Origin of the sequence: Paenibacillus sp. BJ-4, from assembly GCF_020404765.1 — a bacterium.
Lineage (GTDB): Bacteria > Bacillota > Bacilli > Paenibacillales > Paenibacillaceae > Paenibacillus.
This window is the reverse complement of record NZ_JAIVEM010000005.1, coordinates 171,227-192,211: the sequence shown is the minus strand read 5'-3', so window position 1 is coordinate 192,211 and position 20,985 is coordinate 171,227. Positions and strand designations below refer to the sequence as shown.

20 protein-coding genes and 1 pseudogene are annotated in these 20,985 nt (G+C 47.8%); 7 read left to right on the top strand and 14 right to left on the bottom strand.

Annotation, left to right across the window (positions count from 1 at the left end; genetic code table 11):
* Positions 1-3: 3 nt before the first annotated feature.
* Positions 4-129 (bottom strand): hypothetical protein, encoded by a 126-nt coding sequence (locus tag LCF57_RS27450; RefSeq protein ID WP_264083416.1) that lies wholly within the window; start codon positions 127-129, stop codon positions 4-6.
* Positions 130-172: 43 nt separating this feature from the next.
* Between LCF57_RS27450 and LCF57_RS01465 the strand changes: the two are divergent.
* The 7 genes and pseudogenes from LCF57_RS01465 (at position 173) to LCF57_RS01435 (ending at position 7,574) form a co-directional block, all read left to right on the top strand.
* A pseudogene (locus LCF57_RS01465) lies at positions 173-1,355 on the top strand (pyridoxal phosphate-dependent aminotransferase).
* Positions 1,356-1,715: 360 nt separating this feature from the next.
* Positions 1,716-2,822 (top strand): glutamate 5-kinase, encoded by a 1,107-nt coding sequence (proB, locus tag LCF57_RS01460; RefSeq protein ID WP_225999129.1) that lies wholly within the window; start codon positions 1,716-1,718, stop codon positions 2,820-2,822.
* A gap of 12 nt (positions 2,823-2,834) precedes the next feature.
* Positions 2,835-4,127 carry a glutamate-5-semialdehyde dehydrogenase gene (locus tag LCF57_RS01455; protein ID WP_225999128.1) on the top strand — a complete coding sequence of 431 codons (1,293 nt, stop codon included), beginning with the start codon at positions 2,835-2,837 and terminating at the stop codon, positions 4,125-4,127.
* A gap of 41 nt (positions 4,128-4,168) precedes the next feature.
* Complete coding sequence (gene proC, locus LCF57_RS01450; RefSeq protein WP_225999127.1) at positions 4,169-5,035, top strand: pyrroline-5-carboxylate reductase; 867 nt, start codon at positions 4,169-4,171, stop codon at positions 5,033-5,035.
* Positions 5,032-6,240: a 2,3-diketo-5-methylthiopentyl-1-phosphate enolase gene (locus LCF57_RS01445; RefSeq protein WP_225999126.1), complete on the top strand. Its 1,209-nt coding sequence runs from the start codon at positions 5,032-5,034 to the stop codon at positions 6,238-6,240. The genes proC and LCF57_RS01445 overlap by 4 nt, the downstream gene beginning before the upstream one ends.
* Entirely contained in the window at positions 6,240-6,917 is a 678-nt protein-coding gene (locus LCF57_RS01440; protein WP_225999125.1) for a 2-hydroxy-3-keto-5-methylthiopentenyl-1-phosphate phosphatase, read from the top strand. Before LCF57_RS01445 ends, LCF57_RS01440 begins: the two co-directional genes overlap by 1 nt.
* Positions 6,918-7,574, top strand: a complete 657-nt coding sequence (locus LCF57_RS01435) for a methylthioribulose 1-phosphate dehydratase (protein ID WP_225999124.1) — start codon at positions 6,918-6,920, stop codon at positions 7,572-7,574.
* 152 nt (positions 7,575-7,726) lie between these two features.
* On the opposite strand, the gene LCF57_RS01430 is transcribed toward LCF57_RS01435, so the two are convergent.
* The 13 genes from LCF57_RS01430 to LCF57_RS01370 form a co-directional block, all read right to left on the bottom strand.
* Positions 7,727-8,338, bottom strand: a complete 612-nt coding sequence (locus LCF57_RS01430) for a flavin reductase family protein (protein WP_225999123.1) — start codon at positions 8,336-8,338, stop codon at positions 7,727-7,729.
* Positions 8,339-8,502: 164 nt separating this feature from the next.
* Positions 8,503-9,285 carry a hypothetical protein gene (locus tag LCF57_RS01425; RefSeq protein WP_225999122.1) on the bottom strand — a complete coding sequence of 261 codons (783 nt, stop codon included), beginning with the start codon at positions 9,283-9,285 and terminating at the stop codon, positions 8,503-8,505.
* Positions 9,286-9,289: 4 nt separating this feature from the next.
* A complete protein-coding gene (locus LCF57_RS01420) occupies positions 9,290-10,552 on the bottom strand; it encodes a multi-tm2 domain protein (protein WP_225999121.1) in 1,263 nt (420 codons plus the stop codon).
* Between the two features lie 40 nt (positions 10,553-10,592).
* A complete protein-coding gene (locus LCF57_RS01415) occupies positions 10,593-11,063 on the bottom strand; it encodes a hypothetical protein (protein WP_225999120.1) in 471 nt (156 codons plus the stop codon).
* The gene (locus LCF57_RS01410) at positions 11,060-11,548 is read right to left on the bottom strand and encodes an RNA polymerase sigma factor (protein WP_318840570.1); all 489 of its coding nucleotides are present in this window, start codon (positions 11,546-11,548) and stop codon (positions 11,060-11,062) included. The genes LCF57_RS01415 and LCF57_RS01410 overlap by 4 nt, the downstream gene beginning before the upstream one ends.
* 315 nt (positions 11,549-11,863) lie before the next feature.
* On the bottom strand, positions 11,864-12,592 hold the full coding sequence (locus LCF57_RS01405) for a DnaD domain-containing protein (protein ID WP_225999119.1): 729 nt from the start codon (positions 12,590-12,592) through the stop codon (positions 11,864-11,866).
* Between the two features lie 3 nt (positions 12,593-12,595).
* Positions 12,596-13,891 carry an asparagine--tRNA ligase gene (gene asnS / locus LCF57_RS01400; protein ID WP_225999118.1) on the bottom strand — a complete coding sequence of 432 codons (1,296 nt, stop codon included), beginning with the start codon at positions 13,889-13,891 and terminating at the stop codon, positions 12,596-12,598.
* Between the two features lie 130 nt (positions 13,892-14,021).
* Positions 14,022-15,218, bottom strand: coding sequence for an acetate/propionate family kinase (locus LCF57_RS01395; protein ID WP_225999117.1), 1,197 nt, complete (start codon positions 15,216-15,218; stop codon positions 14,022-14,024).
* Positions 15,215-16,087: a 3-hydroxyacyl-CoA dehydrogenase family protein gene (locus tag LCF57_RS01390; protein ID WP_025718877.1), complete on the bottom strand. Its 873-nt coding sequence runs from the start codon at positions 16,085-16,087 to the stop codon at positions 15,215-15,217. Before LCF57_RS01390 ends, LCF57_RS01395 begins: the two co-directional genes overlap by 4 nt.
* 136 nt (positions 16,088-16,223) lie before the next feature.
* Positions 16,224-17,726, bottom strand: a complete 1,503-nt coding sequence (locus tag LCF57_RS01385; protein WP_225999116.1) for an AAA family ATPase — start codon at positions 17,724-17,726, stop codon at positions 16,224-16,226.
* Positions 17,719-18,252 carry a hypothetical protein gene (locus tag LCF57_RS01380; RefSeq protein ID WP_225999115.1) on the bottom strand — a complete coding sequence of 178 codons (534 nt, stop codon included), beginning with the start codon at positions 18,250-18,252 and terminating at the stop codon, positions 17,719-17,721. The genes LCF57_RS01385 and LCF57_RS01380 overlap by 8 nt, the downstream gene beginning before the upstream one ends.
* 626 nt (positions 18,253-18,878) lie before the next feature.
* Positions 18,879-19,661: a (S)-acetoin forming diacetyl reductase gene (locus tag LCF57_RS01375; protein ID WP_225999114.1), complete on the bottom strand. Its 783-nt coding sequence runs from the start codon at positions 19,659-19,661 to the stop codon at positions 18,879-18,881.
* 765 nt (positions 19,662-20,426) lie between these two features.
* Complete coding sequence (locus tag LCF57_RS01370; RefSeq protein WP_225999113.1) at positions 20,427-20,951, bottom strand: DUF5590 domain-containing protein; 525 nt, start codon at positions 20,949-20,951, stop codon at positions 20,427-20,429.
* Between the last annotated feature and the right edge of the window lie 34 nt (positions 20,952-20,985).

Here is a 20,985-nt window from a genome sequence, read left to right as displayed (position 1 = left end):
CGTTCATCCTCCCTGTAAACCGGAGCTTACGGTGACTGTTGGTCCGGTATTTTCCCCATCATAGCCCGATCCTGCTCTGGCACGCAACCGTACAGGCTTAATTCCCCCTATACAACTCGGTAAAATCATGATAAATTATTCCTCAAACTATTCCAAAAGGTCGTGTGAATGCATGAGTCATTTTTCCATTCCCTCCGCTGACGTGATGAAACAACTGCCCACTCAATTTTTTGCCACACTCGTACAAAATGTTAACCGTGAAATTGCGGCAGGACATGATGTCATTAATCTCGGACAAGGGAACCCGGATACACCCACCCCGCCTCATATTGTAAAAACCTTGCAGGAATCAGCGGACAACCCGCTTTATCATAAGTATTCGCCTTTTCGCGGCTATGGCTTTCTCAAGGAAGCCGTAGCCCAGGCGCTATCAGGAGGATTACGGTGTGACGCTCAACCCCGAAACGGAGGTCGCCCTCCTGTTTGGCGGAAAAACAGGTCTGGTGCAATTGCCGCAAATCTTGCTCAATCCCGACGATGTATGCCTCGTGCCTGATCCCGGCTATCCCGATTACTGGTCTGGCGTAGCTTTGGCCAAAGCGGAAATGTCTTTTCTTCCATTGAAAGAAGAAAACCGTTTTCTGCCCGATTACGAGGCTATCTCTGAAGAAAACCGTCGCCGTGCCAAGCTGATGTTCCTCAACTATCCAAATAATCCGACCTCGGCAACCGCCCCTCTTTCTTTCTACGAGAAAACGGTCGAATTCGCACAGCGCAACGGGATTGTGGTTGCCAGTGATTTTGCTTATGGCGCGATCGGCTTTGATGGCGAACGTCCGGTCAGCTTCCTCCAGGCCGAGGGGGCCAAGGACATAGGAATTGAGTTTTATACTTTGTCCAAAACCTATAATATGGCGGGCTGGCGCGTCGGTTTTGCGCTCGGCAATGCTCAAATCATCTCCATGATTAACCTGCTGCAGGATCATATTTATGTAAGCTTGTTCGGAGGCATTCAGGCAGCAGCGGCGACAGCTCTGACATCCTCGCAGGAATGCGTAGGCGAGCTGGTTGCCCGCTATGAATCACGCCGCAACGCTTTTTATGAAGCGCTTGGCCACATCGGCTGGAAGGCGACACGCCCAAAGGGCTCCTTCTTCAGCTGGCTGCCTGTACCGCCCGGCTACACTTCGGCTACCTTTGCCGATCTGCTGCTGCGTGAGGCCAAGGTAGCCGTTGCTCCGGGGATCGGCTTCGGCAAAGGCGGCGAAGGATATGTACGAGCGGGGCTGCTAAGCTCGGAAGCCAGGCTGACTGAAGCAGCCGAACGAATCGGCAAGCTGAGCCTGTTTGGTTAAGCCGTATTTTCCAGCTACAACTTCTTTGCCAAACTCGACCTTTTCGTGGTATTCTGTATCCAATATCATTTAGTTACCTATATTATTTAGCGCGTTGAAGGGGCTATTAAGAGAGAATCGTCCTGTTCAGAGAGTAGATTCCGATAGGCTGCAAGAATTTACCTGGACCCTCTCCCAACTCCTACCCCCGAGCGTCCTGCGCAATCAGGCGGTCCCTGCCGTTAACAGGTTTCAAGTGGGATGATCATGAATCATCAATGAAGGTGGTACCGCGGAAGCACAAACTTTCGTCCTTTGCATACAAAGGATGGAAGTTTTTTTTGTATTACAAAAAGAGTACAGATTAAGGAAGTGGACGTCTTGTCAACACGTATCGTCATTAAAATCGGAAGCAGCTCTCTAACTGGAGTGGAAGGTGGCTTGAACCGGGAGGCCATTGCTTATTTTGCCCGGGAAATCAGCTTGCTACGTGCAAAAGGTCATGAAGTGCTGCTGGTCACATCAGGCGCAGTAGCCGCCGGGTTCCGGGAGATCGGCTACCCGTTTCGCCCTAAGCTGCTGCATGAAAAGCAGGCGGCAGCGGCCGTAGGTCAAGCTCTTCTCATGCAAGCCTACCAGCAGGCTTTTAAGGATTTTGGCTTGGTAAGTGCACAGATCCTGCTGACCCGCAGTGACTTTTTGAGCCGCAAGCGGATGAATAATGCTGGAATGACCGTGGAAGAATTGCTGCGCCAGCAGGTCATCCCGATCTTTAACGAAAATGATACCGTATCGATTGACGAATTGAAATTCGGCGATAACGATATGCTATCAGCGCTGGTCGCCAATCTGGTCAAAGCACAGCATTTGATCATTATTACAGATACCGATGGCGTATATACGGCAGACCCGCGCAAGCATCCGAACGCCGTACGCTTTGAACGTATCGACGAAATTACGGAGGAGATTTATGCACTCGCTGGAGGCTCCGGGTCAGCAGTAGGGACAGGCGGCATGCGATCCAAGATCGAAGCTGCCAAGGTTGCCACACGCGGTGGTGTGCCTGTGTATGTGGGGCGCGTCAGCGCAGATGGCGATCTGGACGCAGCCGTTGAAGGACACGGACCTGGGACTTATTTTGACACCCACCTCTCTTCGCTGCCGATGAAAAAGCAATGGCTTGGCTTCATGTCCACCCCCCTGGGTGCGGTGCATGTAGACCATGGGGCCGAGGAAGCGCTGATACATGGGGGCCACAGTCTGCTTCCCGTTGGCGTACGACGTGTCGAGGGCAGCTTTCATGCCGGAGATGTCGTAGAGGTGCTGGGGCCGGAAAATAAGGTGTTAGGTCGCGGCATTGTCAATTATGATGATGAACAGCTTCGAATCGTACAAGGATTACCCAGCGGCGAGGTTGTAGGCAAGATTGGTGCCATTCACCGGCTTGAGGTGATCCACAGGGATGAATGGATTACACTATATATATAGGGAGGCCATAACATGAGTGAATTAACGACGAACAACGCTGCTACAGAGGAAAACCAGTTCAGTGAAGTACGGGCCAAAGCGACGCTTGCGAGAAAAAGTGCCGGAGCCATGAACCGACTGACAACAGCACAAAAAAATGAAGCATTGCTCGCTATGGCAGAGGCACTGGTGAGCCATACGGAAGAGCTGATTGCAGCGAATAATGATGATTTGCAGCGTGGACGGGAACTGGGAACATCGGAATCGCTGCTCGACCGTCTCAAGCTGACCGAGGAGCGAATCGTAGCTATTGCCGAAGGGCTACGCCAAATTGCGGAACTGCCAGACCCAGTCGGTGACACGCTGGAGCATATCGAACGTCCAAACGGTCTGCGGATTGAGAAAATACGCGTACCGCTAGGCGTCATCGGCATCATTTATGAAGCCCGTCCGAATGTAACGGTAGATGCTGCGGGCCTGTGCTTGAAAACAGGCAATCCGGTTGTGCTGCGCGGTGGTTCGGCGGCCCTCTCCTCCAACCGCAAAATCATTGAGGTGCTTCAGCAGACGCTGGACACAACAGCCGTACCACGCGAGGCGCTTCAACTGATTGAAGATTCAGACCGTGCCTCCGTCAACGAAATGCTCACCTTGAACGGTCTGCTGGATGTGATCATTCCACGTGGTGGACGTTCGCTCATTCAAAACGTGGTTCAGAACGCTACCGTGCCTGTCATCGAAACCGGCGCTGGCGTATGCCATACGTATTTGGAAGCTACGGCGGATACACAGATGGCTGAAGCCATTACACTGAACGCCAAGGTGCAAAGACCGTCTGTGTGCAACTCTATGGAAACACTGCTCGTTCACGCCGATTACGCACAAGCACATTTAACGAGTTTGGCAGAACGCTTCCGTGATGCCGGGGTCGAGCTGCGCGGCTGCGCGCGGACACGTGCATTGGTTCCTTGGACTGTTCCAGCCACAGAAGAGGATTACGGCACAGAGTATAATGATTACATTATGAACATCAAGGTGGTAGACCATCTGGATGAAGCACTTGAGCATATTGCCCGTTACGGTACGATGCATTCGGAATGTATTGTCACTGAAGATACAGCCCATGCCGAACGTTTCCTGCAGGAAGTGGATGCGGCAGCTGTATATCACAATGCCTCCACCCGCTTCACGGATGGCTTTGAATTCGGGTTTGGTGCCGAGATCGGGATTAGCACCCAGAAATTGCACGCCCGCGGCCCAATGGGACTGCCTGCGCTGACTTCAACCAAATATCGTGTGTACGGTACTGGGCAAATCAGGGAATAATATATCATCAATCAATCCGTATCCTTGGAGGTTATAAATCAATGTGTGAATCACAATCGAAGTTTTTAATTAACGAGCAAATTACGTTTTTCGGAGCAGGCTCCATGGCAGAGGCTATCATTCGCGGAATGACGGCTCGTTCCGTCGTCAAACGTGACGGTATTACCGTGATCAACCGCAGCAATCAGGCGCGGCTTGAAGAACTCCAGCAGCAATATGGGGTACTGTTCCAGACAGAGGATGCCGCCAAAACCGAACTGTTGCGCCGTTCTCCGGTCATCGTGCTTGCCATGAAGCCCAAGGATGCTGCTGTGGCACTTGGACAGCTTGGTCCCCTCCTGTCGGAGGATCAACTGATCATTTCGGTCATCGCCGGATTGTCCATTCGTACAATGCAAACGCTGCTTGGACGCAAGCAGCCCATCGCACGGACGATGCCGAACACGTCCAGTTCGATTGGACTGGGAGCCACAGGCATCAGCTTTTCCAAGGAGATTAGCGAAGGCCAGCGTAAGAACGTGCTTACCATGTTCGAGTCTGTAGGTACGGTGACTGTGATAGAAGAAGAAAAAATGGATATTTTGACAGGGATCTCTGGAAGCGGTCCTGCCTATATCTACTACTTGATGGAAGCCATGATTGCGGGTGGAATTCGTGGTGGCTTGACCCCTGAGCAAGCGCACGAGCTGACCGTCCAGACCGCGCTTGGAGCGGCACGTATGGTACAGCAAACCGGAGAGGAGCCTTCTGCTCTGCGTCACAAAATCATGTCACCCAATGGCTCGACGGTAGCCGCATTGGAGACGCTGGACAAAGGCGATTTCTACGAAACCGTGATTGCAGCGGTACAGCGTTGTGCTGAACGATCCCGTGAGATGGGAGCTGTACTTAAGGAGGGAATTGAATGAGCTATTGCCTGGCGACCTACCGGGTATTCGATGACAAAGCCGATTTTAATAAAAAGGCCCAATCTATTGCCATCGGCATGACGGTGGGCAGCTGGACCGAGCTTCCGCAAGCCAAGCGGGACGAGATGCAAAAGCACCTTGGCTCCGTTCAATCCGTAGAAGTTCATGATGGGGGTCCCGGTGAACGTTATGCCGATCTGACTATCGCTTACCCGGACATCAACTTCAGCCGGGACATTCCTGCGTTGCTGGTGACCGTCTTCGGCAAAATTTCGATGGACGGTCGAATCAAACTGACGAAGCTGGGCTTCTCGGAGGCATTGCGTTCGGCTTTTCCGGGACCGAAGTTTGGCATCAGCGGCTTGCGTGAGCGGCTCGGCGTGTATGAGCGCCCACTGCTCATGAGCATTTTCAAATCGGTAATCGGTCTGAAGCTGGATGAGCTGAGCGAGCAATTTACCCGACAGGCTCTTGGTGGCGTTGATCTGATCAAGGACGACGAAATTTTGTTTGAAAATGCACTAACACCGATTGAAAAACGCGTCGAAGCCTGCATCAAAGCCGCCGAGGCGGCTGAACGTGAAACTGGCAAAAAGCTGCTGTATGCAGCGAATTTGACTGGACCCACCTCGCAGCTCAAGGCACAGGCCCTCAAAGCCATCGACGCAGGCGCGAATGCGCTGCTGTTCAACGTACTGGCTTACGGTTACGATGTACTGCATGAGCTAAGCAGCGATCCTGCCGTCTCCGTACCGATTGCCGCCCACCCTTCGTTGGCGGGTGCAGCTTATCCGTCGCCACATTACGGTATTTCGGCGTCCGTATTGCTCGGTCAGCTTATGCGTCTGGCTGGCGCTGACCTCGTGCTCTTCCCTTCTCCTTACGGCTCGGTGACGATGCCGCGTGAGGAAAACATGGCGATCCGCGATGAGCTGATCACCCCAGAGCTACCGCTAAAGGCCAGCATGCCTGTGCCCTCCGCAGGAATTCACCCCGGGCTGGTGCCGTTAATTGTACGTGACTTTGGTACTGACGTTGTGGTCAATGCCGGAGGCGGTATTCACGGACATCCGATGGGTACCGAAGCTGGCGGACGCGCTTTTGTGCAGGCGATTGAAGCGGTACAGCAGCATGTGCCGCTGGCAGAATACGCCCGCTCTCATGCTGAGCTGCAATCCGCACTTGATACGTGGGGAGGCGAATAATGAGCACATCTAAGAAACCCGTCATTTTTTGCGACTTTGACGGGACGATTACGAACAGTGACAATATTGTCGCCATTATGCAGCATTTTCAGCCTGAGGGTTGCGAGCCCATCATGCAACATATCGTAAACGGGCATATATCCATTCGTGAGGGCGTAAGTGCCATGTTTGCTCTAATGCCTTCGGCGCAAAAGAACGAAATCATCTCCTATGTACTTAGACAAGCTGGTATACGTGAGGGCTTTGCACGCTTTTTGGCCTATGTACGGGGGCAGTATATTGAATTTTTCGTCACCAGCGGCGGCATCGATTTTTTTATTGATCCATTGCTTAAACCCTTCGATATTCCACGGGATCATATCTTCTGCAACGGAGCAGATTTTTCCGGGGATAACATCCAGATTACGTGGCCGCATCCATGTGAGGAGCCGTGTACGAACGACTGCGGCATGTGCAAAACGACCATTATACGTCAATACCCTGCCGAACAGTACGAACGGATTTTGATCGGCGACAGCCTGACGGATTTTGAAGGAGCCAAAATTGCCGACCTTGTGTACTCCCGCTCGCACCTGACATTAAAGTGTCAAGAGCTTGGCGTACCGCACGTACCCTTTGAAACATTTGACGACATTATCAAGGATTTAAAGCTAAAACAAGAGCAAGGGGTGCTGTAAATGAGCTTTGACTTGGCAGACATTACATTCGAAGAAAAACGCCGCGCATTGGAAGTACTCGCCGATGTTAAAGAGCTATTCGCAGCTCGCAACTGGTTCCCTGGCACGAGCGGAAATTTGTCGATCCGAATCGGTGATTTTCATCCCGAACAATTTTATTTTGCAGTTACCGCCAGCGGCAAGGACAAGACAAAGCGGACACCAGAAGATTTTCTGTTTGTTGACCAAACCGGAAAAGCAGCTGAAGCCACTAACCTCAAGCCGAGCGCTGAAACGCTGATTCATTGTGAAATTTATCGCCTGACAGGCTGTGGAGCCGTTTTTCATGTGCATACCGTGTTTAACAACCTGATTTCCGAATATTACGGGGAGCAAGGCTCTGTACCTGTACAAGGAATCGAGCTGATTAAGGCTTTTAACATTTGGGAGGAAAATGCTGCAATTCAGATTCCCGTACTGCCGAATTATGCCCACATCGCCTCCATTGCCAAGCTAGTGCCGGGCGTGCTGAATGATCAGGTCCCAGGAATTTTATTGCGTAATCACGGCATTTATGCGTGGGGGCGTGATGTGTTTGAAGCTAAAAAGCATCTGGAGGCGTTTGAGTTTTTGTTTGAAACGACGTACCGCTCCCTGCTGCTGAAAAGTTCAAAATAAAGAACAGCGTACTTAATACTCATATATTTAAAATTTAAAGTTTTTAATAGAATGCCAAGAACGTAGCCCAAGCAACAGCGCGGGAACGTTCTTTTTATATGGAAAAGGCAGCCTTGGGGGTGAAAATAAAGTCCCAGACTGCCTTTGTATCTTTATTGGGGACGCTGTAGCGTGAATTGCTCTCCCAGCTTCGCATAGTTATTCCCGGCCAACCGACTCACTGGACGTAGATTGTCAGCAATCACGTAAGTGTTTTGATACGCTTCCTCGGATAAATGATATTGTACCACGCGTCCAATGAGCAGATCACAAGCAGGCTCACTCTCCGTACCGCCCAGCGGTATTGCACGCTCCAGGACACATTCCATCCGTATTTTCGCTTCGGTCACACCCGGAACCGCAATTTTTGTACTTTGTATCGGCGTAAGTCCGGCTAACGTAATTTCACTCTCTTCTGGTGACAGACGAGAAGCCGTTACATTCACTGCGCCTACATTGTCCTCATCTGTTATATGTACGACAAAAGCTTTTTGCTCCATCGCGTTACGTGCTGTATCTTTGGACATTCCATCCACACGTTGTACGGATATGGACAAAAGCGGCGGCTCGGAGGCTACGATGGAAAAATAACTGAATGGTGCTCCATTCAGCACTCCTTCGCTGCTCAACGTCGTTACAAAGGCTACCGGCCTTGGGATAATACTTCCGCTTAACAGTTTGTAATTTTCACGCCCTGTAAGCGTATCAGGATTTAATGGTATCATTATTTTCCCCTCTTTCCAGGTCACATTCCTATTTGCGCTTCAATTCACTTACTCAATTACTTACTTGGAGAACTGCCCGAAAATCCCATAATGAATCTAAAGGGTTTCTCTCATAAAGTATCGCGCGAATGATGCAGAATGTAAAGCTGGAGCCGGAGCTCTCCCTATTGCCCAATGATATTCCCTTGGCTATCGCGAACAATAACCGCAATTCCTTTGGGTACAGCAATCGTAACATCAAGCTGCTGCCGATTCTGCATAAAACGTGTCGGAATTTCGCTGAGCAGCACATATAACGTATCTCCGATTTGCTTTGTCTGATATAATTCTTGCCCTTTAAATTCGTTCTCGTTGCCTGTGTAAACATAACTTCCGAACACATGCACCTCCGGTGAGGTGGTTGTATCAATTTTGACCGCATACGGATTTTCTCCCTGTACGATCACCTTGGTCACTCCGGCAGGCATTTTCTCATGCCAATCGGGGAGAAGCCTTGTTTCCTGCACAGAGCCCATCATTTCCCTGACTTGCGTAGTAAGTCCTAGTGAACTGACCAAAGCAAATCCAATACAGAAAAAAACCAACACGGCCGTAATGAACATACTGAACAAATCATAACGAATACGCTCACGTGTCCCTTTCCACGCTGTATACATTAAAATTTCCAATCCCAGCAAAACAAAAACGACAGGCCACCAGGTTAAAACCTGCTCCAGGATGCCCGCTCCTAAAAACTTCGAGGCAAACGTTATGCCCCCTAACAGGACAAGAAAAAGTCCCATCGACAGCCTTCCGACTTTCCATACCCCTGTTGAAGCAGTTGACGCCTTGTGGGAGTCCTTCTTATTGGACGATGGGCCAGAAAAGCCTATAGAGCTTGTCCCGTCGCTATGAGAATGATGGACTCCCTTAATGGGAGCCTCACTCTTTGAAAATTCAGTATCCATTCTATTACTTCTCCTTTACCCGTTTAGATTTGGAATTACCGATCATCATCCAAATACCGCCGCCTATTAACAAGACGGATACAATAATCGTTCGTAAATACTTGTCAACGATATAGTAAATATTCACCTCTGGGAACAGACGATCCAGTCCAGGAACAAGTACGTTGATCAGGATGTAATAAGCGCCCAGCGCCAGCAACCCCAAGCCTACCCACCGGTGATACTGTGCAAACATGCCGATTACTGGCTTATCAATCAGTGGTTCCCGACCATAACGGCTTACTTGCTGCAGCGCATCAAAAAAGCTGTAAAACCAGATGACCGGAATCATGAACAAAAAGAGCGAAAGATGCAGCACATCCAGCACATAGATTCCTCCTAAAAACAGTAGCATGAACTGAAGCCCCCGTTTTTGCAATCCAATATACATATGCCCTGCTCCTGGAAATACTGATAAAATGGTAGCCAGCATTTTACTACGTCGTCCCTCGACTCTTCCATGCTCCAGTTCCTCAAACAGAGTCCGGTCCTGAAGAATTTCTCCAGCTTGTTTGCGATGTACATGCTGGACCGCATCAAACATGCAATACAGCCAAATAATCGGCAGTACGCCCGCAAACGCCATAAACCCAGATTCATTGGTGACGCTGGTAATAAAAATGAGAATCACTCCAAAGCCAAAGAAGGACATCAGAAAAGACAAACCACGCTGCATTAATCCTAGATGAAGGTGACCCAATCCCGGGATGAACGAAAGCAATATGGTGAAAAAACGTTCATTGTCCGATCCTTTTGGATAAACAGGCGAACCTGCCACCCCGTAGTGTCCTTGCTCATAAGGGTTATAACCTGGACCATAACCTACTCCTGCTCTCGGCACATCCGTATTTGCATCTGTTGCGCCTTCCGGTGCTTCTCCCGCCAAGCCTTCACCTCCATAAGGCCTGCTCTGGGGGTAAAAGCTATACGAGTTCGGACCTGCATGGGGAGGATATGGAGCAACAACTGCACGAGCATCATTACGCAATAAGCTAATCATGATATGCAGCATACTCAATCCCCAAAAAAGAGTGGCCAGAAAAATACTAACCAATAAAGGACCTTCGTCGCTCGCTACCACCGCAAAAAATAAACCTCCTGCCAGACATCCAAAAAACAAAATTGTATATACAAACGCATTGGCTTTGCGTTTCCAGTAATAGTGTCCTACACCAGGAATGATGTTTAGCAGAAATGCCAGCAGTTTGCTTCGTTCCGTATAAGGCACAGCTACACTTCCTTTCTAATCTTAGGATTTGTCACCTGATTTAGGGTTTAAATTTGTCAAGCCAGGTTGTCGTGGCTCGCATGACCTCTTCACTGTAAGAGACGCGCTCTTTTGGAGGAAGCGGCTTGCCGTTATTTTGCAGCATCATTTTGTCAAAAGCTCCACTGGACAGCAGGATCAAGGTTAGGCTTGCCGCTATAACATAGTGAAATACAGGGTTTTCAAACCAGCGACGTCTTTTGAAAATAACTTGACTCACTTCTCTATCTATATCGGGGAGTGCGGCCATGACCTGATCTGTGAAGCGCTCCGTATCTAGCTGGGCAGCATGATCTATTAAAGTAGGTTCCAACTGCTCCAGTGCAGCAAGATATGCATCCAGTGCCTGTCCGTCTTCCACTAAAAGCTTTTCCAGCCGCACAGTCTCTTCTAACGTACAAGTTCCTGTTATATAAGCGTGCCAGCCCTTCAACTGCCCTTCCACCCACGGTTTATCCTGTTGTTCAGTCATTGCCATTCCTCCTCCTTCCAGTGATTTCGAATCCACTGCCGTGCCCGATAAAGTCTGGACTCTACCGTTTTTAGAGCTACCTGCGTCTCATCCGCAATTTGGTCATAGGTTTTGCCCTGCATATAATAGGCTCGAATAATATCCCGATGCTGCTGAGGCAGCTGGGCTATTTTTTCGGAGAGTTCTACATTGCGTTCCTCACGGATCAGGCGTGACAACATATCCTCATCCCGGGAAGGGAACTGTATGAGGGTTTGTGCGACGTCTACGAGCTCTGTGGGGCGCCTGTCCTGTTTGCGCTTGATATCCAGCGCTTTGTGGAGCGCAATTCGACTCAGCCACGTTTTGAAACCTTCGTTCCGGTACTGGGGGAGAGACTTATACACTTGAACGAACGCTTCCTGCGCGGCATCTTCCGCTTCCTTACTGTCATGCAATACCGAATAGGCTATATGAAATACATGCTTGCTGTACAGTTCTACGATCTCACGGAACGCTTGCCGATCACCAGACCGGATTCGCTCAATGATTCTCTCTATATCAATGATGCTCTCCCCCTTCCCAATATTATAGACGTCAGGGAATTTCCTCCCCCTGCATATTTCAAAAAAATATATTTAAAAAGGACACACCCTCCAAATCGGAGCGGTGTGTCCTCTATCATTAAAGTCTGCTTGCTCGCTTAATTTTCTGCTTATTTGATGTGTACAGGCGATACCCCCGGGATATCCATGACATAGCCACTTCAGGGTGAGGGTCATAGTAAACAAGTCTACTGCCTACACGCACAGACCGATGCTTTAGCTGCGTCCGCCACCACGGAATCGCTGGGCGTATTCTTTTGCATCCTGGGCATTGCGTACACGGTTTCGACTCCACTCCAGCAATATGCGGTCAATATAACGGAAGTGCACCTTTCCTGCAAACACGGCTTCCTTCAAAGCCAGCAAAATCAGCTCTTCGGGATATCGATCCTGATCCATCCAACTATTAATCGTCTCGTATTCCATCGGAGATAGCGGTCGACCAAATTCTTTCTCGAAAATCGTGAACAAATTTCGTTCTTCTGTAGACGAAGATTCCGTTAATCTATTCTGAATTTCCGGTTTCCCGCCAAACAAAAAGTCGTCTTCATCGCTTGGCTCCGTACGCTCGGCAATCATACATTCCGCCAGCTTACGATATAGTCCCGTCAAGTTGTAGCGTTCAAATTGTACGGATGAGCTGCGATCCTCCACAGAATCAATCCGCAGAAAACCTTCTTTCATAAGCTTACTGAAATAGAGCGCGATTTCGTTCGCTGTGCACCCGATACGAGCCTGTAATTGCTCCCATGTCGGAAATTCATTACGTTCCGCCTGTTTAAAAGCAAGTAACTGCATTAGCAGCAGCATTTCACCATCCGTCAGCCGAAGCGTCCGATAATGCTTGAGCAGGGCGTAGGGAATTTGGACCATTCCGGCTTCCATCGCAAAGGCTACTCCCTCCGCCCATTCTGCCGCAGATGTCTTGTCAAATGATCCGGTCATCGGTTACGGATACAGACGATACAGCATACGTGGGAACGGAATCGTTTCACGTACATGATCGAGCCCACAAATCCATGCTACTGTACGCTCCAGTCCCAGTCCAAAGCCGGAATGCGGAACACTACCATAGGTGCGCAGATCCATATACCACTGGTAAGCTTCACGTGCCAGGTTATGCTCGTTAAAACGCTCTTCCATCAAGGCCGGATCATCGATCCGTTGGGAACCCCCAATAATTTCGCCGTAGCCTTCAGGAGCGATCATATCGGCGCACAGAACAACTTCTGGGCGAGTTGGGTCAGGTTTCATATAAAATGCCTTAATGTGAGTCGGCCAATGTGTAATGAATACAGGCTTATTGTATCTCTCGGCAATAGCTGTTTCATGAGGAGCACCAAAGTCTTCACCCCAAGGAATATCGAATCCTTCGCCTTGAAGGAACGCAATCGCTTCATCATACGTTATGCGTGGGAATTCGCCTTGAATTTGCTCCAGCTTCGAAACATCGCGTCCAATCGTTTCAAGTTCCTTCGCACAATTTTTCAGAACAGACTGTACGATATGGCTTACAAACTGCTCCTGGATGCGCAAGGATTCCTCATGATCCACAAAAGCCATTTCCGGCTCAATCATCCAGAACTCGATCAGGTGACGACGTGTTTTGGACTTTTCCGCACGGAAAGTTGGGCCGAAGGAATATACTTTACCCAGAGCCATTGCTGCTGCTTCCATATACAATTGTCCACTTTGTGTCAAATAGGCATCTTCGTCAAAATATTTGATGTGGAACAACTCTGTTGTACCTTCTGCGGAAGAAGGCGTCAAAATCGGCGGGTCCACCTTCGTAAAGCCGTTGCCATTAAAAAATTCCTGTACAGCACGGATGATTTCCGCCCGTACGATCAGAACAGCACGTTGCTTGGCGGAACGCAGCCACAAGTGACGATGATCCATTAGGAAATCTACCCCGTGCTCTTTTGGTGTAATCGGGTAGTTTTCAGTCAGATGAATAATTTCAATACCTGTAACCGTTAATTCAAAACCTGATTGACTACGCGGCTCCTCACGCACGATTCCAGTCACATACAGGGAGCTTTCTTGCGTCAAGGATTTGGCATCATTCCAAATATCCTCGGACACTTCGCTTTTCACGATAACCCCTTGAATATATCCGCTGCCATCGCGCAATTGCAGGAACTGGATTTTACCGCTAGATCGTTTATTATTTACCCAAGCGCCAATTGTAACCGTTTCCCCTACATGGCGGCCCACTTGGGCAATCGTACTTTTATTCGTCATGACCGTCTCTCCTCTTAACCGAAAATCAAACAGCCCTTCCCAAGGGTCAGGCTGTTTGTTCTCAACTGTTGATACATACAGACTGAAGTAAGAACACTGTATGCATAAAATTTAATTTTTTCCGGTTGAACTATTGTACCAAACGGAACGTGTCACGGGCAATAACCAACTCTTCATTCGTAGGAATGATCAATACTTCTACCTTTGAATTTGCTGTTGTAATCCGACGAGGCTCGCCAGAACGAATAGCGTTCAGCGATTCATCCAGCTCGACACCGAGGAATGTCAGTTGCTCCAACACTCTCTTACGCAGAACCACGGAATTCTCGCCTACACCTGCCGTAAATACAATCACGTCTACTCCGTTCATTGCGGCAGCATACGAGCCAATGTATTTACGCAGACGGTATTCATACATTTCGAATGCCAATGTAGAATTAGCTTCGCCTTTTTCCATACCTTCAGTGATTTCACGCATATCACTGCTGATACCGGAAATCGCCAAAAGCCCACTGTGCTTGTTCAGCATGGAGTTGACTTCATTAACAGTCAATTCTTCTTTGTTCATAACATAAGGCACGATTGCCGGGTCCAGATCACCACTACGTGTACCCATCATAAGTCCTTCCAAAGGTGTCATACCCATGGAAGTATCTACAGACAGACCGCCTTGAACTGCTGTTATACTACCGCCATTACCGATATGACAAGTAATGATCTTCAAATCTTCCAAAGGACGACCGACGAATTTAGCAGCTTCCTTACTAACAAAATCATGGGAAGTACCATGTGCCCCGTAACGACGAACCTTGTACTTATTGTACAACACTCGTGGAATGGCGTACATATAAGCTTTCTCAGGCATCGTTTGGTGGAATGAGGTATCAAATACCACAACCTGCGGTACATCAGGCATATTCAATTCTGCGGCTTTAATCCCCATCATCGAAGCCGGGTTATGCAGTGGCGCAAGGTCGAATAAACGACGGATTTCACTCTTCGCTTCAGGCGTTATCAGCGCTGACTGCTTGAAGATTTCGCCTCCATGAACCACACGGTGGCCTACAGCCTGAATTTCGCTTGTATCGGAGATTACACCATGCTCCGCATCTGTGAGTGCATTCAGCACTTTACGGATCGCTGTAGTATGCTCCAAAATTTCGCTAACCTCAGTAAACTCTTCTTTGCCCGTTGGCTTATGTGTCAAAATGGATGAGTCCATACCGATACGCTCTACCAAGCCTTTTGCCAAAACGGACTCATCCGTCATATCATACAGTTGATATTTCAGGGAAGAACTTCCTGCATTGATTACGAGAATTTTCATATCCGGTCACCATCCTTGTCGTACTTAAAGAAACCTTCGCCCGATTTTACACCCAGATTACCTGCACGCACCATTTTCTTCAGGACGATGGACGGACGATATTTCAATTCGCCAAATTCTCGGAACATGCGTTCCAGAGCAGCCAAAACGGAATCCAGACCAAAGCGGTCAGCCATTTCCAAAGGACCGTTTTGGAAGCTGTAACCGATTCGCATAGCATCATCGATATCTTCAGCTGAAGCTACACCCTCTTGAAGCACGTGTGCTGCTTCATTGATCAGCAAGCAAATGATACGGCTTGTTACGAAGCCTGGGGATTCATAAATCATGACCCCTTTTTTCTCTACTATTTCTTCAACAAACAGTTTTGTGCTTTCAAACGTTTCATCTGAAGTTTTCAAGCCACGAATAATTTCCACGAGATCAATGCGGGATACCGGATAAATAAAGTGCATGCCAATAACACGCTCTGGGTACTTGGTCGAGCTGGCAAGCTCGGTCAGGCTCAGCGTGGATGTATTACTTGCAAGAATAATATTGCTTGGACACACATAGTCCAGCTCTTCGAAAACAGCTTTCTTTTCGTCCAGGTTTTCTGTAATCGTCTCAATGACCATATCACAGCTGCCAAGCTCCGCCAAATGGGATACTTTTTGAATGCGGGATAAAATCAACTTTTTCTCCGCTTGTGTGATGGCCCACTTTTCCAATTGCTTGTCCAGACTCGTTTCAATCATATTGTAGGCGTAGTCTAGTTTCTCTGGTGTCTGCTCTACCAGCAGCACATCGATTCCTTTGGACGCGAGCATTTCAGAAATACCTTGGCCCATGGTGCCGCCGCCGATGACGCCGATTTTTTTAAATTGCATGGTTCTTAACTCCACCCTTTCCTGGTCACTCTCATATATTGTATCCTTCTTTGTCGAAAAATACATGTTTATGTCCCAATAGATAATAATATCTTAGCACGGACTAAAAGTAAAAAAAAATAACCAGCATAAAAAATTATGCTGGTAATAAAGCATTTTCACTAAATTGACATCTAAATTGGTCTCCAGACAATGTTTCTTCCTTCATCAGGATGTCAAGAGAGTTATCGAACACGGGACGATGCTTCTCGAGCAGCTCCAAAGTTCGAGTATGCAGCTCATCCATAATCTGACCATTTTCACGCATAAGCTCTTCTTTTGTAACCATATCCATATTAATTATGCCAAGTGAAGTCAATCCGGAAGTCATCATCGTATGGACGATATTCAGTGCCTGCTCAAAATCATTACTTGAGCCTGTACTGCGACCGCCATAGTACATTTCTTCTGCTGCAGCCCCAGCGAGGGAAATCATAATCTGCTCCTCTAAGAATTTCTTGGTATATAGATAATGCTCTTGCTGTGGATTGTGTCGCACATAGCCGAGCGCTTTCCCACGTGGGCTGAGCGCTACCTGGCTCACACTGCCGGGACGAACGATTTCGGCCATAATAGCATGTCCCAGCTCATGAAGGGCTACACGTTTTTTCTCTTCCAGCGTCGATTCACGATCCGTTTTCTCGCCCATCATCACCTTGTCGATGGCCATCGACAGATGTTTCTGGGCAATCATCTTCTCTTCCTGTCTCATTGCATAGATTGCCGCTTCATTCATGACGCTTTCCAGCTGTGCGCCGGAAAAGCCATAGGATTCTTCAGCGATTTTGTCCAGATTCGTATCTTCCTGAATCGGTTTGTTTTTGGCATGAATTTTAAGAATATGAAGACGGCCTTTTTTATCGGGCAAATCCACTTGAATATGACGGTCAAAGCGTCCCGGACGCGTTAAGGCACTATCCAGCATTTCTTTACGGTTTGTAGCTGCAATGAGCAAAATACGTGGAGTATCAGCTGAATAAATACCATCCATTTCTGTAAGCAGCTGGTTCAAAGTCTGATCATATTCACGTTGCTGTCCACCCTCACGCTTACCGCCAATCACATCAATTTCATCAATAAAAATAATCGCATTTTCCTTCTTTTCCTTGGCTGCACGAGTACGAGCCTCACGAAATAGCTCACGGACACGACCTGCACCCACACCAACGTACATTTCAACAAACTCACTGCCTGAGGCGGCAACAAATACAGAATTGGTATAATGTGCGGCTGCCTTCGCCATCAGTGTTTTCCCGGTTCCCGGAGGGCCTGTGAGCAAAACGCCTTTTAAGGGGCGAATGCCAAATTTTGAGATTTCATCATGTCGATTCAAAAAGTCCAATGCCTCTCGCAGCTCTTGCTTGGCGCTTTCCTGCCCGCCGATCTCTTCAAAAGTCAGCTTGTCCGGGCCATTTTTTTTACGTTTACGCTCTTGCCCGGCACCTACAGCCAAGCCACCGCGCGCATGCATGAGCATTAAGAGGCCGCTGAGCATTATACCTGCGATCAGCAGTGGGACAATATTCACCCCGATAAAGATGAGAAATATGATCGTTACCGGCACAATGCCGATTAGTGCTTCCTTGATCCATCTAGGCATTAGGCCATACCCCCATTTGCTGAGATTGACGTGGCAAAACGATAAACTTGGTCGCTTTACCTTCGCTGAGTCGGATATAGACATTATTCGAATCCATATCGGTATCAGCCTGGATGCCCGTCTTTTTCTTTTTCATCTGCTCAACAGTAGATGAAATTTGAGTATATTTTTTATTTTCCATCGCTTCCGCTACGGGAAACATAGCCTCAGACCACCATTGATTCAGTGCTGAATTGGAATGGTCTTCGATATCCAGTTTAATGGTCCGACTGCCAATGATGGACTGTCCTTTTTGCTTAACTACTTCGACCAGTCCAGCCACATCTGCCTGTGGTTTGAGATCCAGTTTCAATACAAGCTGTTCCGGTTTAATATCTATTTGAGCGCTTGTCACGCCGGGATATTGAGAAACCAATGTTTCCAGAGGACTTTGCATTGTAACCTGACGGTAAATGAACCATCCTCCAAACAGCAGCGATGCTGCCAAAACTGCCGCAACAACGATAGGAACTGCACGCAATTTCAAATAACATCCTCCTCTCAAAATGTAAAACAATGAAGAAACGGGACGAATGTCAACAACAACCAGACTGTATGATCTTACAGTGATCAGCAAGTCTTTTTCTATCATTTTTGTCTATCACTTATAAAATATAGTATATCATAACGTATATCGAATATCGAAGGCAATGTGTGGTGGAGTTGCGATAAGGCAAAATCATTAGTTATGGGTGGACAGGTGAAACGCTACGTGTAGGATTTGATCTTACGATCGCTGTTGCCATGGGATTCTCTTGATTGTATAAAAAACATTTAAGAGTTAGAATCCCATGGCAAAGGCGAGCGCTATCGGCTTCTCCAGATTCAAATCCTCCACTCCGCTACTGCCCGCCATAAAGATGAATTTGCCTTAGGAGAGAAGTTAGTTAGGTAGGTAGGTAAGGATGCTTCGCTGGCTTGCAGCTAAGCTTCGCGGCGCAGCAAGAAAAAAGACGTAAATACGAATATAATCGTATTTACGTCTTTTTTTTATTTTACAATTTATTTATGATGTGTAAGAAAGATTCTCATACAGCATTTTAGATCTCATATTTCAAGCTTACACTATGTTAAAAAGATTCATGATTGTCTCATAATACAACCTTAAAGCTTTTAGAGGAACATCATGCCACCGTCGATCAGAGGGGATTGCCCTGTCATGTAATCGGAATCGGGGCCTGCCAAAAAGGATACGAAGGCAGATACGTCTTCCGGTGTAGACAGACGGCCCAAGGCAATTTTGCTGCCGAATTCTTTGGTGGCATCGCCTATAGCTTCGCCTTTGGAGGCCGTAATTTCTTTATCAATTCCGCTCCACATCGGAGTTTGTACGATGCCAGGGCAGTAGGCGTTAACTGTAATTCCATATTGGGCATATTCCTGAGCCGCGGTTTGTGTTAACGCTCGAACGGCAAACTTAGTTGCAGAGTAAATACCCAGATTGGCATTACCGACATGACCTGCCTGTGAAGAGGCATTAATGATTTTACCACCATGACCCAGCTCTCTAAATTTGGCTGCGGCCGCCTGCATGCCCCACAATACACTGGTCACATTAATGTGAAACAGCTTGTCAAAATCAGCCAGCGTAACATCATCCAATAGCTTGGAAGGAGCAATCCCAGCATTATTCACGATAACATCAAAGCCACCGAGTTTCTCAGCTGTCTCCTGTACGGCGGCGAAAACCTGATCCCGGACGGAGACATCAACTTTAAGCGCAAGCGAGTGCCCTCCTGCCTTTGCGATCTCTCCAGCAACACTTTGAGCTGTACTTTCATTTAAATCCACGACTGCAACGGCAAAGCCATCTTGACTCAGCCGTAAAGCGGTAGCCCGGCCAATCCCTTGACCTCCACCTGTTACCAATGCAACTTTCCCATCCATTTTTCCCATGTTCATGAATCTCCTTTTACGTATAAATAGTCATGATAACATAGCCACAAAATTATGGGTTACGTTAGTCAACATCTATAATTGAACCATTTTTAGGAAAAAAGTATTATGATATATGTAATAGACTTCACTTTATACCTGTTTAAGGTAAATGAATAACATATAATCCAACTTTTAAAATTACATATGAAGGCACTGCACAGGCGGATAGGTTTTATACTCAAATAGTCATGCTATGATAAATACTACTCAAACATAAAAACCAAAAAGACGTAAATACGAATTTCATCGTATTTACGTCTTTTTTTTAACTTTCAATCATTCCAAGCTTTATAAACTGAGCTTAAAAGTTACCTTTTGCGCCACTCCGCAGGGGATGATGCTTTCCATCGGCCGCCTCGAGATTTCTCGAATAAGCCTATGTCAGAGGAGAAATCCGGGGACAAGAATGACTGATGTAAAACTCAAAACGGAGACAAGCGCAGCGCGGCCTTCGTTCCCTCCTACCTCAGCTCCCTTTGTTTGGAGTGGCTCCATGGCGGTCAACCAGCGGAGTGGGCCATTTGAATCTGAAGAAGCGGAGCGTTCGCCTTTGCCGACGGATTTTCCCCATAAGAAACTAATCGAAAAAAATCCGGCGGCAACAGCGATCGTAAGATCAAATGGACTACGCAGCGCTCCTAACGCTCCTAAGGCTCCAAACCCTCCAAACCCTCCAAACCCTCCAAACCCTCCAAACCACCATCAGCCACTCCCCACGTCACTCTAGTAATTAGGCAAAGTATACTTTACTCCCGTCGATCCTCCATCTGAGAAACGGTAAAAGGTATAGTAATGATGGCTTCCATCATTGTAAAACAGCTGCCACACATATTCGCCATTGAACACACTCGGCTGGAGACTCACAATCTCTGCATCTGGAAGCTGCTGCTGAATGATTGCAGTCATTTTCTGCTCGTCGACTCCGTTTTTCAATAGCTCGGTATGGACACCGCTATTATCTGCGGCAGGTACATTAGGCTGTCCCTCCACTTTTTGAAAGGGAACCCACACCATTATATTTTCATTTTGGGCATTTTTCCCTTGAACTACCCAATATACCTGACTCCATACAGACTTCCATGTACGAGTCGTGCTGACCAGACCACCCGATTGCTTGGCCTTTATGATAGCGGCATTTTTCTCAGCCACCTGGTCTTGCGTAACATAAGAATAATACCAGAACATGCTGACCAGGATCAGTATCACGGCCAAAATGGCGACCGCTATCCATTTTTTCTTGTTTTTCAAACCTGTGCTTCCTCTCTAAGGGGATGTGACACCT

Excerpts from the sequence above, each read along its gene's own strand:
- LCF57_RS27450 (WP_264083416.1), bottom strand. The coding sequence starts at position 129 with ATGATTTTACCGAGTTGTATAGGGGGAATTAAGCCTGTACGGTTGCGT.
- LCF57_RS01455 (WP_225999128.1), top strand. The coding sequence starts at position 2,835 with ATGAGTGAATTAACGACGAACAACGCTGCTACAGAGGAAAACCAGTTC.
- proC (WP_225999127.1), top strand. The coding sequence starts at position 4,169 with ATGTGTGAATCACAATCGAAGTTTTTAATTAACGAGCAAATTACGTTT.
- LCF57_RS01445 (WP_225999126.1), top strand. The coding sequence starts at position 5,032 with ATGAGCTATTGCCTGGCGACCTACCGGGTATTCGATGACAAAGCCGAT.
- LCF57_RS01440 (WP_225999125.1), top strand. The coding sequence starts at position 6,240 with ATGAGCACATCTAAGAAACCCGTCATTTTTTGCGACTTTGACGGGACG.
- LCF57_RS01435 (WP_225999124.1), top strand. The coding sequence starts at position 6,918 with ATGAGCTTTGACTTGGCAGACATTACATTCGAAGAAAAACGCCGCGCA.
- LCF57_RS01430 (WP_225999123.1), bottom strand. The coding sequence starts at position 8,338 with ATGATACCATTAAATCCTGATACGCTTACAGGGCGTGAAAATTACAAA.
- LCF57_RS01425 (WP_225999122.1), bottom strand. The coding sequence starts at position 9,285 with ATGGATACTGAATTTTCAAAGAGTGAGGCTCCCATTAAGGGAGTCCAT.
- LCF57_RS01415 (WP_225999120.1), bottom strand. The coding sequence starts at position 11,063 with ATGACTGAACAACAGGATAAACCGTGGGTGGAAGGGCAGTTGAAGGGC.
- LCF57_RS01405 (WP_225999119.1), bottom strand. The coding sequence starts at position 12,592 with ATGACCGGATCATTTGACAAGACATCTGCGGCAGAATGGGCGGAGGGA.
- asnS (WP_225999118.1), bottom strand. The coding sequence starts at position 13,891 with ATGACGAATAAAAGTACGATTGCCCAAGTGGGCCGCCATGTAGGGGAA.
- LCF57_RS01395 (WP_225999117.1), bottom strand. The coding sequence starts at position 15,218 with ATGAAAATTCTCGTAATCAATGCAGGAAGTTCTTCCCTGAAATATCAA.
- LCF57_RS01390 (WP_025718877.1), bottom strand. The coding sequence starts at position 16,087 with ATGCAATTTAAAAAAATCGGCGTCATCGGCGGCGGCACCATGGGCCAA.
- LCF57_RS01385 (WP_225999116.1), bottom strand. The coding sequence starts at position 17,726 with ATGCCTAGATGGATCAAGGAAGCACTAATCGGCATTGTGCCGGTAACG.
- LCF57_RS01375 (WP_225999114.1), bottom strand. The coding sequence starts at position 19,661 with ATGGGAAAAATGGATGGGAAAGTTGCATTGGTAACAGGTGGAGGTCAA.